Source organism: Streptomyces sp. NPDC051776 (assembly GCF_040681345.1).
In the GTDB taxonomy this organism is placed as follows: domain Bacteria; phylum Actinomycetota; class Actinomycetes; order Streptomycetales; family Streptomycetaceae; genus Streptomyces.
The window spans coordinates 230,101-240,643 of sequence record NZ_JBFAYQ010000004.1 but is presented as its reverse complement, the minus strand read 5'-3'; the positions used below and the strand labels follow the sequence as shown (position 1 = coordinate 240,643).

At 67.3% G+C, this 10,543-nt stretch carries 10 protein-coding genes and 1 tRNA gene; 8 read left to right on the top strand and 3 right to left on the bottom strand.

What is annotated here, in order from left to right:
* Positions 1 to 203: 203 nt before the first annotated feature.
* The gene (locus tag AB0M26_RS05880; protein ID WP_365255270.1) at positions 204 to 1,481 is read right to left on the bottom strand and encodes an extracellular solute-binding protein; all 1,278 of its coding nucleotides are present in this window, start codon (positions 1,479 to 1,481) and stop codon (positions 204 to 206) included.
* Between the two features lie 456 nt (positions 1,482 to 1,937).
* Here AB0M26_RS05880 and AB0M26_RS05875 point away from each other — a divergent pair, with 456 nt between their 5' ends.
* Positions 1,938 to 2,417: a VOC family protein gene (locus tag AB0M26_RS05875; RefSeq protein ID WP_365255084.1), complete on the top strand. Its 480-nt coding sequence runs from the start codon at positions 1,938 to 1,940 to the stop codon at positions 2,415 to 2,417.
* Positions 2,418 to 2,796: 379 nt separating this feature from the next.
* Here the strand turns inward: AB0M26_RS05875 and AB0M26_RS05870 are convergent, their stop codons facing one another.
* Positions 2,797 to 3,438, bottom strand: coding sequence for a DUF4232 domain-containing protein (locus AB0M26_RS05870; RefSeq protein WP_365255082.1), 642 nt, complete (start codon positions 3,436 to 3,438; stop codon positions 2,797 to 2,799).
* A 363-nt stretch (positions 3,439 to 3,801) separates the two neighbouring features.
* Here AB0M26_RS05870 and AB0M26_RS05865 point away from each other — a divergent pair, with 363 nt between their 5' ends.
* The 5 genes from AB0M26_RS05865 (at position 3,802) to AB0M26_RS05845 (ending at position 7,630) form a co-directional block, all read left to right on the top strand.
* Positions 3,802 to 4,632, top strand: coding sequence for an endonuclease (locus AB0M26_RS05865; protein WP_365255079.1), 831 nt, complete (start codon positions 3,802 to 3,804; stop codon positions 4,630 to 4,632).
* Positions 4,633 to 4,800: 168 nt separating this feature from the next.
* Entirely contained in the window at positions 4,801 to 5,115 is a 315-nt protein-coding gene (locus AB0M26_RS05860; protein ID WP_365255076.1) for a hypothetical protein, read from the top strand.
* A gap of 438 nt (positions 5,116 to 5,553) precedes the next feature.
* A complete protein-coding gene (locus tag AB0M26_RS05855) occupies positions 5,554 to 5,874 on the top strand; it encodes a hypothetical protein (RefSeq protein WP_365255073.1) in 321 nt (106 codons plus the stop codon).
* A gap of 88 nt (positions 5,875 to 5,962) precedes the next feature.
* Positions 5,963 to 6,271: a hypothetical protein gene (locus AB0M26_RS05850; RefSeq protein WP_365255070.1), complete on the top strand. Its 309-nt coding sequence runs from the start codon at positions 5,963 to 5,965 to the stop codon at positions 6,269 to 6,271.
* Between the two features lie 972 nt (positions 6,272 to 7,243).
* A complete protein-coding gene (locus AB0M26_RS05845) occupies positions 7,244 to 7,630 on the top strand; it encodes a DUF6602 domain-containing protein (protein WP_365255067.1) in 387 nt (128 codons plus the stop codon).
* A 583-nt stretch (positions 7,631 to 8,213) separates the two neighbouring features.
* Here the strand turns inward: AB0M26_RS05845 and AB0M26_RS05840 are convergent.
* A tRNA-Arg gene (locus AB0M26_RS05840) sits at positions 8,214 to 8,285 on the bottom strand.
* Positions 8,286 to 8,397: 112 nt separating this feature from the next.
* On the opposite strand from AB0M26_RS05840, the gene AB0M26_RS05835 reads away from it, so the two are divergent.
* The gene (locus tag AB0M26_RS05835; RefSeq protein ID WP_365255064.1) at positions 8,398 to 8,904 is read left to right on the top strand and encodes a response regulator; all 507 of its coding nucleotides are present in this window, start codon (positions 8,398 to 8,400) and stop codon (positions 8,902 to 8,904) included.
* A gap of 428 nt (positions 8,905 to 9,332) precedes the next feature.
* Entirely contained in the window at positions 9,333 to 10,541 is a 1,209-nt protein-coding gene (nrtL, locus tag AB0M26_RS05830; protein WP_365255061.1) for an ArgS-related anticodon-binding protein NrtL, read from the top strand.
* Positions 10,542 to 10,543 lie beyond the last annotated feature (2 nt).

Sequence of the window (10,543 nt, the reverse complement as noted above, 5' to 3'; positions counted from 1 at the left end):
TGCTGTGCGGCGGGGTGTTCTTGCGGTGTGGTCGGGTCGTGCCTGCTGTGCGGCGGGGTGTTCTTGCGGTGTGGTCGGGTCGTGCCTGCTGTGCGGCGGGGTGTTCTTGCGGTGTGGTCGGGTCGTGCCTGCTGTGCGGCCGGGCGTGCTTGCCGTGCGGCCGTGTACCCGGCGGCAGTTGGGACCCTCGGTGCATCAGGGCCTCACGAGGACGACGCCGCGTTCTCCGTCGTCTCCGCCTCGCGCTGCAGCGACCCCAGCACGCTCGCCGGGTCGCCGTCCTTTGTCACCGCGTCCCCGATCTCCGACTTGAGCCGTGCGGCGACCGCGCTCCATGACCTCTTGCCCACAGGGTAGCTCCGGGCCGTCGGAAGTTCGTCGAGGAACTTCCAGACCGCCTTGTTGTTCTCGTCCGCGCGCATCGCCTCCGAGGCGTCGGTGGTCACCGGCAGGAGGTCGTACTGGTCGGCGAATTTCAAAACGTTTCTCTTGCTGTATACGAAGTCGAGGAACGTGCCGATCTCCTCGCGGTGGCCGTTCTGCCGGAAGGCCATCATCCAGTCGGCCACCCCCGTGGTCGCCTTGGACCGGCCGTTCCTGCCGGGCAGCGGCGCCATGCCGAAGTCGATGCCGTTCTCCTGCGCGAGCTGCATCAGCGTCGGGTGCCCGTTGAGCATCGCGGCATCGCCACGCGTGAAGGCGTCGAAAGCGTCCTGCCGGTTCATGGAACCCGGGTCGCGGTTGGTGAGGCCCTCGCCGACCAGCGCGTCCCGAAGCCAGGTGAACGTCCTGATGTTCTGGGGTGAGTCGATGGTGTAGCTGCCGATGTCGTCGTGGTAGGCGCCGCCGCTGAGCATCCAGTTCAGCGTCTCGGCCTGCGGCTCCTCCGGGCCGAGCGGCAGGGCGTACGGAGTCTTCACCCCGGCCCGTTCGAGCGCCTCGGCGTCCGAGGCCAGCTCGTCCCAGGTCTTCGGCGGACCGGACAGGCCGGCCTTGGCGAACAGGTCCTTGTTGTAGAAAAGGACGCGCGTGCTCGCGACGAACGGTAGCCCGTACTGGATGCGACGCACCTTTCCGGCGTCGGCGAGCGCGGGGATGAATCCGGCCTGGGTGGGGATGGAGAGCATTTCGTCGGCGCGGTAGAGCTTGTTCTGCGCGGCGTAGTCGGCGTACGAGCCGATCTGCGCGATGTCCGGGGCGTGGCCCGCCTTCACCATGGCGGCGACCTTCTTGTCGACCTCCTTCCAGGTGTAGACGTCGACATCCACCGATATGCCGGGATGCTTGAATTCGAATTCCCCGGCCAACTGGTCCCAGTACCGCTTCGAGCTGTTGCCCGACCGGTCGCCGTATTCCGCCGCCACCAGCTTGATGGTGGCATCGCCGGATCCGGCGGCCTCGCTCTGGCCGCAGCCCGACAGGGTGGAGGCCAGCATGGCCGCGACACCGGCCGTCACTATTCCCAAGTACCGCGGCTGCACTGCCAATACCGCCCTTGTCCTTCTCAATCCCGTGCGCCACGCCGAATTCTTCGTCAGGCGGCGCGACGGTGCAGTCTCTCCCGCATCCCCTTGTGACGTCCACTTCACCCGGCGTATCGCTTCGGTATCAACACCGGCGGGGGCGGAGGGGGCTTCCGGAGCACCTGGCTTACGGCCGGTTCTGCCGCGCGTCCCGCCCGGTCCTGCCCGCGGGCCGCAGCTCGAGCGCAGACGGCGGAGTGCCGGTGGCGGGCGGGGGTGGCGCGGGCCAGACGCTCGTACGCGTACGGTCACCGGTCCGCGTATCGGTCCGCGTATGGGTCCGCGTACCGTCCGTGCACCGTCCGTGCACCGGGCTTCCGCTCCCCGCCCCGGCTCCATCGTCCCGGGACCGATGAGTTTCCGCCGCGGCACGGGTCTGTACGGATAAGCAGGCCGATACGCGAGGAGGACCCCATGGCCACCGATGGATTCACCACCTGCCTCTGGTTCGACGGACAGGCGGAAGAGGCGGCGCACCACTATCTCTCGATCTTCAAGGACTCCAAGCTCGGGAGGATCGGCCGCTACACCGAAGCGGGACCGGGGCCGGCGGGATCGGTGATGGTCGTGGAGTTCGAGCTCAATGGCCAGAAGTTCGTCGCCCTGAACGGCGGACCGGAGTTCACCTTCAACGAAGCCGTCTCCTTCCAGATCCACTGCGCCGACCAGGACGAGGTCGACTACTACTGGAACCGGCTCACGGAGGGCGGCGAGGAGGTCGCCTGCGGCTGGCTGAAGGACAAGTACGGGGTGTCCTGGCAAGTGGTTCCGGCCCGGCTCATCGAGATGATCGGGGACGAGGACCCGGAGAAGGCGAGGCGGACCACCGCGGCGATGTTCGGGATGAAGAAGTTCGACATCGCGGCGCTGGAGAAGGTGTACGCGGGGGAGTAGGGGGCACCGACTGCCGGGCGTTGAAGCAGGCCCGGCGGCGCACACCGCTTCGGGCGCACCGACCCTGCTGATACGCCACGGCAGCCCGTGAAGGGTGTACGGGGCGGCGGGGGGCTCGCATCCTCCGCCGCTCCGTACACAAGCGGCACGATCCGCTCAGACGTGCCGCCGCTTGTGGGGGCCCTGCAGCCGGTGCCGGGCCCGTACGTGTGCGGGCCCCGCAGCCCGTGCCGGGCCCGCCGGGCGCCGCGGCGTGCGAGGGGCCGCGGCCGGTGCGGAATGCGCAGGGATTTCCCGAGTCAGGGGTTTTCCGAGTCGGGGGGGTTTGCCGAGTCAGGGGGTCTTCGAGTCGGGGATTTTCCGAGTCAGGAGTTCCACGTCACTCGTGGAACGGCCCCACGGTGGACTTCGAGTCGCACACGATCATGCCGCCGGGCACGGAGTTCTCGATGCCGCCCGACTCGTTGGTACGGACCTCGGCCTTCCACTGCTTGTCCTCGAGGGAGACGACGGCGCTGACGGCCTCGTTCCCGCAGGTGATCCCATCCTGTGAGCCGCCCTCGCTCACCGTGCCGCCCTCGTAGGTGAGTTCGGCGGTGGCGGTGCCCCCCGCGTCCACCTCGACGAGAAGGACATGTTGGTTCTCATCCTCGGCCGCGTCCGGGTTGAGGGTCTCGCCATCCGCGGACAGCAGCTCGACGGACGGGATGCCGACGATGGAGCACGCGCTGCCCCCGTTGTTCACAAGGTTGACGTGCGCCTTGCCCGTGCCGTTGGAAGCAGCGATGGTCACGGTCGTGTTCTTGTCCGTGCACGCGGGTGCGTCCGGCTTGTGGAGACTCTCGCCCTCGCCGTCCTGGCCCGACCCCGAGGTGCCGTTGTCCTCGCCATCGCCGGACGTACCGCCCGTGCCGTTCGACGAGTTGCCGCCGTCCTTTCCGTCCTCCGCGGAAGTGGCGGACGAGGCAGGCGCGCCGGCGGAGTCCTCGTCCGCGTGCAGCCCGAGAGGACCAGGCTGCACGCGGCGAGCAGCGCGCCTGCGGCATAGAGCGAGAGACGAGAACGCATCGCATTTCCTTGAGCATCGGTGAAGCGGTCGTGGTGACGGCGGAGATCCCCAAGGGGGGACACGCGCCGACACGCATGCCGATCTCCGCCGTACCGCCAGAGCCCACCACGCCACATCCGTCCCGGTCGTGAGCAGACGTTACCTAGTTGGGGCGTCATCTCAGTGTCATCACAGAACCGTTTCACCACGTACACACGGTGAGGCTCGGGCCATGGAAAGCTCGAAGGTGTTCGATTTACCGTCACATCGCGTCCCCCACCGCGAGTTGTTACGGGTGGACGGGCGCGCCTGTCTGGGAGAGGACACCCCCCACATATGTCCGTCCTTCGCCCGCAGCGGCTCAAGCCGCTGCCTCTCATAGCCGCTGGTGCGGTGATAGCCGGAATCGCCCTCCCCGCATCGGCGATCGCCACCCAGGCACCGCCGAAGCCGCCGGTGGCGGCACAGCAAACGGCCGACGGTCCCGACGACTACTACAAGGACGCGGAGGGCAAGACCGGCCCTGAGCTCAAGAAGGCGCTCCACACCATCATCAGCGACCAGACGAAGCTCTCGTACGACGAGGTCTGGGACGCACTGAAGGTCACCGACGAGGACCCCCAGAACTCGTCGAACGTCATCCTCCTCTACACCGGCCGTTCGCAGAGCAAGGACAGCAACGGCACCGGAAACGACGACTGGAACCGCGAGCACGTCTGGGCAAAGTCGCACGGCGACTTCGGTACGGCGACCGGGCCAGGCACCGACCTCCACCACCTGCGTCCAGCCGACGTGACAGTGAACAGCACGCGCAACAACAAGGACTTCGACGAGGGCGGCCAGGAAGTCGAGGAGGCCCCGGGCAATTACACCGACGAGGACTCCTGGGAACCGCGCGACGAGGTCAAGGGTGACGTCGCACGCATGATCCTTTACATGGGAGTGCGCTACGACGGAGACGACGACTTCCCCGACCTCGAGCCCAACGACAAGGTCGACAACGGCAAGGCTCCGCACATCGGCCGACTGTCGGTCCTGAAGGAGTGGAGCAAGCAGGACCCGCCGGACGACTTCGAGAAGAAGCGCAACGACCTGATATTCGAGAAGTTCCAGCACAACCGGAACCCGTTCATCGACCACCCCGAGTGGGTCAACGAGGTCTACTAGGGGTTTTCTCCCCTGCGCATCCCGGCGTCCTTCGAGTCATAGGCACATGGCTCGAAGGACGCCGCACCCTCGTATGCCGTCATGATGGTGGGGGCGCCGCAGCCCGGGGCTGGACGCCGGTCGGGCGAATTCCCCGAGCGGACGGTCGGAGGCGGGTAAGGGAGTGGCATGACCAACTTCATCGTCTCCATCCCCGGAACCTTCACCGAACCCCTGGGGGCCGACGCGAAGTCGCGTCTGCTCACGGCCCTTCAGGGCGCCGACCCCGAAGAGGTCGGCGCCGTACCCCCACAACTGGACGTCCTGAGCGTCGACGACTCCAACGGCACGTTCATCCTGCGGCTGGAAGTGGACGCCGAGGACAGCGAAGCGGCCTGCCTGGAGGTGCTGTCCATCGCCGGCGAAGCTCTGAAGGCAGCGGGCTACGACGAACGCACGGCCTCTCTGGGCGACCCGTTCCTGACGGCGATCGACACGGAGTGAGACGGGCTCTCGCCTTCTCTCGCCCCCTGGGGCTGACGTGGGCCGCGGACCGACCGCTCGGGGCCGTCCTCCGCCACGGGTCACCACGGCAGCTCGACCACAATGCCGCTGAACCACCCGATGACCGCGCTCTGTTGAAGCATCGCGCCCGACCCACAGCACCCGAGTCTTCATTGACGGGATCTTCCGGCGGCTCGCACCGCGGCTGTCGATGACATGGGTGCAGAGCCCCCGCTGTCGCTCGCGGATGAACGCGGTCGCGGCGAGACTACCCGGTGGCTTCCGGCGTACGGAGCCGGGGCGGCTGTATTGGTGGGCCTGGGCGCGTTGGTTGATCGACCGAGCTCGGAGATGACTCCGCCGCCTACGATGCGCTCCAGTGAGGACCTCTCACCGTCGGTGTGATCGGCCCGAGTTCGGACGAATCGGCGCTGAACGGTGGGCAATGCGGCCTGTGACGGGGGAAGATGGTTGCTGGTCAGCATCGGATGGCCGTTCGGCATTCGAGGTGCTGGGCGTGCCTTGGCATCCGTAATCGCTAGGGGGGAAATGGAGTTCATAACACTTGCGGCCGTCGTCGGTGTCGGCGGATTTCTTTCTACCTTGTTCCGCTTGGTCTTTGCCTGGTTACGGTCGCGGCACCCAAGACGCGTGCGAATGAGGGTTGGCGGGGCGGAAGTGACTTTGGACCTCTCCAACCCCACGGAAGCTGCGAAATACTTGGAGCAACTTCAAACGCGGCCTCGCGAGGGTAGCTGATCCTGTGTCAACTCAAGCCGCAGGCGCAGGAAGCAACGGGGTTGCAGCGTTGACTTCTCAGCCTCGTAGAGTCTTCAACGCCGACCAGATGAATGCTTCGTTCGGTGGTGCTGGGACGGGTATCGGATTGGCTGCATTCGCCGATAATCTGGGACCCGAAAGAGTCTGGGGCAAGCTGTTTCTCTATCTTGCCCCAGTCGTGGCCATCGCCTTCACCGTCATCATGAGCTGGATATTTGCGAAGCTGGAGCAGCGCGAGATTCGAAATCAGAACGCCAAGGCGATCGCGACGGTCGAAGCGGAGATCAGTAGCCCGGATTGCTCCCTTGTGCGCAAGCAAGAGCTACAGGTGATCCTGAAAGCGCTACGAGACGAGAGAATCGCCTATCGACTCTAGGGTCGATAGGCGTCAAGCGCGCGCGTTCTTTCCTACGCGCCGCCGTTCACTCGGAACCGGATCGCCTTCGAACTGGACGACACCCCCGCAGCGGCGGAGACCTCGCGTCGCCGTCGGCGAGCGCTCAACACGGTGTTGAATACGCCATCGAGTGCAAGCTTCTGACGGAGAACCCGCTCACCGCAATCAAGAAGGTGAAGAGTTCCTCATCGGATCGTGTGGACCCCGTGTTCTCGTGAACAAGACGCAGGCGGGTCAACTCCTGGCCGGGGTCTCCTACATCGGGACATGGGACCGCAAGAAGGGCCGTCGCCTGGTGGGCTTCTACGCGGTCATGTACTTCGCGGGACAGCGCTCGAGTGAGGCTGTGGGCCTCAGGAAGGCTGATTGCTTCCTCCCGGAGAAGGGGGTGGGGCGCTCTAACACTCCACGACACGCACCCCGTGTCGGGCAAGCAGTGGACAGATAGCGGAGAGCGCCACGACAAGCGCGGTCTGAAGTCGAGAGAGGCCAAGGAAGATCGGCCAGTCCCGACCCCCCCCGGCCGCTGGTTTACATGCTCCGTGCCCACCTGAAGGAGTTCGGCACCGTCAAGGACGGGCGGCTGTTCACGAACGAGCGGCGGTCTCGTGGGCAGCACCCATTGGCGCGTGTGGCGGGACGCTCGGGAGTACGCGCTCGCGCCGGATCTTCAGGGGTCCACCCTCGGAGGGCGGCCGTGCGACCTACGGCATGCCTGTATCACGACGTGGCTCAACGCCGGAGTGCCCGTGGCCGAGGTCGCGCGTCGGGTAGGCAATTCACCCGAGGTGATCCACCCCGTCTACGAAGTGTGCATCTACCGCCAGGACGAGGCCATGAACAGGAAGATTGAAGCGGAACTGGACTCGCCTGGGTGTTACGTTGTCGGATCCAACCTCCGCTCCCTGTTGGGGGTTAACCCCCAACAGGCATGTACGGGAAGGGGCTTGCGTGCTCAACCGAAACCTGGTCGCGATGCTGAGGTCTCAGGACCGCAAGCTTTCTGCTGCTCTCGAAGAGAGCAGAAGCGCTTTCAAACACGCGGGTCTCCGTGGCGATGTGGTGGAGTGCGCTTTCCGGGAATTCCTAGATCGGCACTTGCCTCGCCATTTCACCGTGGGAACCGGCGAAGTGCTGGACTTGCATGACCAGACTTCCACCCAGACAGATGTGGTTGTCGCCAATATTGATCAACCGTTTCGAAGCGGCATCCATGATCCCGGGGTGTTCCTGATCGAGGGTGTCTCTGCGGCAGGCGAGATCAAGTCAAGGCTCACGCTGGACGATCTGGACGACACCCTCAAGAAGGCGGCCGTCTTCAAGAAGCTTCGAAATTAGCATTCGGGCGGTGACAGTCGATTCACGAACGAGTCGGACGCTGCGAGGTTTTACGAGTGCCCACCCTACTTTCTCTTCGCCTTCGAGAGCGTTGTTGCGATGGAGACCCTCATGGAGTGGTTGGACAAGCCCGACCTCGTCCCGGGGCCGGGTGGTGCTGACCCCCACCTTCGTCCTCTTGACGGAGTGTTCATCTTGGGGCGGGGGACCGCGATTGACTACGGCGACGGAGGCGGAGCCCTTCAGTGGCGTGTCCCCAATTCTGAAGGCGGTGGATGGGCGTCGGTGCCTGGCTGGAAGTGGCGTGACACGAACACAGTCGTTGCCGAGTTCCTCATCTGGCTCGACGCCGCAGCACCTCGGACGCGCCGCTTCGTCCCTGTCGGGCTGCACTATCTGATCCGGCACATGCGGACCTTGGAAGCCATGGAGACAGACGGATAGCACGTCAGGCGTCTATCGCAGGTCTGTCGCGTTCAGCGTGCAGCAACGACAAAGAGCGGGACCCAGTGAGACTGATTCCCGCTCTTCATGCTTGGCATCTGCGCTGGTCAACCGCATCTTCGTGCTGGTTGAGGCGAAGTGCCCCCGGCAGGATTCGAACCTGCGCACACGGCTCCGGAGGCCGTTGCTCTATCCCCTGAGCTACGGGGGCGACACGTCGCGTTGCGGCGATGTGTAGAACCCTACCAGTTCCCTAGGGGTGCCCATGAACAGGGTTTTCCGGGAGATGACGCATCCCACGGGATCCCCCGCAGGTGTCGGAAGTGGGCAAAACCCGGACGCAGCCGGAGTCCTCGACCTACTCTCGAGTTGTGCCTGGCTCGACGGGTCGGGTCCTTGTCGTCGACGACAACAAGGTCATCCGGCAGCTGATCAGGGTCAATCTCGAACTCGAGGGGTTCGAGGTCGTGACCGCGGCCGATGGTGCCGAGTGCCTGGACATCGTGCAGCGCGTCCGGCCCCATGTCATCACGCTCGATGTCGTCATGCCCAGACTCGACGGGCTGCGCACCGCGGCACGGCTGCATGCCGATCCGAGCACGCGGCACATCCCCGTCGCGATCGTCAGCGCATGCACTCAACTCGAGGTCGACAGCGGGCAATCGGTAGGTGTGGCCGCGTTCCTGGCGAAGCCGTTCGAGCCCGCCGATCTCGTACGGCTCGTGCGTCGGCTCGCCCGGCCCACCGCCGCGGGAGCCGCCGATTCATGTCTTCGCGGGCCCGACGGTGGGGGTGGCGGAGCCAAGCCCGCCGTCCGCCCCGCCGGCTGAGTCAGGCGTACGGGCCTTACTGTCCGCACTGTCCGCGGCCGGTGCCGTGCGAGCCCTCCCCGCGCTTCAGCCGCGCTCGAGCCGGGCACGCCAGAACCGGCCACAGACCTGGCGCTGAGCCGGGTCCGTTCCGACTCGGCCCGAGCCGCGCCCGCGCCGAGCCTCTCGCACCGGGTCCCAGCCCGCCGACGTCGCACATGGCTCCCCTCGCACCGGGCATGGCTCCACCGCGCCGGCCCGTTCGCGTCGCGCCGTGCGCAGTCCGCCCGCCCCCCCCGCGCCGCTACCCCGCCCCCGCGTGCAGTCCGTGCGTGCCGGATCGCCCGCCCCCCCGTTCGCACCCGCGTACCCCCTACCCTCCCCCTGCGCTTCCGCCGCCCGGGAAACCTGTTCGCGGACGCACCCCCCACCTCCCATACGCTTGTCACGTGACCCCCGCCGAGCTCTCCCGCACCGTGCTCCGCACTGTGCGTCGTGCCGTCGAGGCTGGTGAGCTGCGTGCGCCGGTCCCGGCGCGCGTCGTCGTGCGGCGGCCGCCGCGGCCCGGTTGCGGGGACTACGCGACCAATGTCGCGCTGCAGCTCGCCCCGCACGCGGGCCGTCCGCCCCGCCAGGTCGCCGAGATTCTCCGCCGCCGGATCGAGGAGAGCGCCGGCGTCGCGCGGGTCGAGATCGCCGAGCCCGGCTTTCTCAACATCACCCTCGAAGGCGGCGGTCACAGCGCCGTCGTCCGGGACGTCCTCGCGGCAGGCGCCTCGTACGGGTACGGAGACACCCTGGCCGGGCTGCCCGCCGCCGTCGAGCTGCGCTTCGCCCGTGAGATCCGTGCCGCCGTCACCGCCGACGCCCTCGCCCGGATCCTCCGCACCCAGGGAGCCACGAACGTCCGGCTCCTCTGCGACCGCGGGCCCGATCCCGTCTGGGCCGCAGGGCTCGGCATCCATGCCCTGTACAGCGGCCATGCCCTGCACAGCGGCCCGAGCGTGGGCGACGATGCCTCCGTCCACATCAGCCCCGGCCCCTCCGTCCGCGTCCCTCCCGTCCACTCCCTCTGCGGCCGCCCCGTCCCCTCCGTCCGTGTCCGCCCCGTCCCCGCCCCGCTTCCAGCCGTCGAACTCCTGCAGACCCTCGGGCCCGACGCCACGCGCTGGGCGCTCCTGCGACCCGTGGCCCACGACCACCCCCGTACGGATCCCGCGGAGCTGCTCGTCCAGCGCGATTGCAATCCACTCTTCCGGGTCCAGTACGCTCATGCCCGCGCCTGCGCCCTTCTGCGCAACGCTGCCGATCTGGGCATCACCCCCGACCCGTCGGCCCCCGATCCGGCAGACGGCGACCCGAAGGCGGCCCCCGCCGCCCCCGCCCCGAACGGCGGCCACCCCGCCGCACTCCTCGCCGAGTACCCCGGCGTCCTCGCCTCCGCCGCCCGCCTCCGCGCGCCCGACCGGGTCGCGCGGCACCTCGAGGCGACGGCCGACGCATTCCTCCGCCTCCAGGCGATCAGCCCCGTCCTCCCTCGCGGTGACGAGAAACCCGAGGCCGCCCACCGAGCCCGCGTCGCCCTCGCCCAGGCGGCCGGGACGGTGCTCGCAGGCGGCCTGCACCTGCTCGGCATCACCGCCCCCGCACACCTCTGACG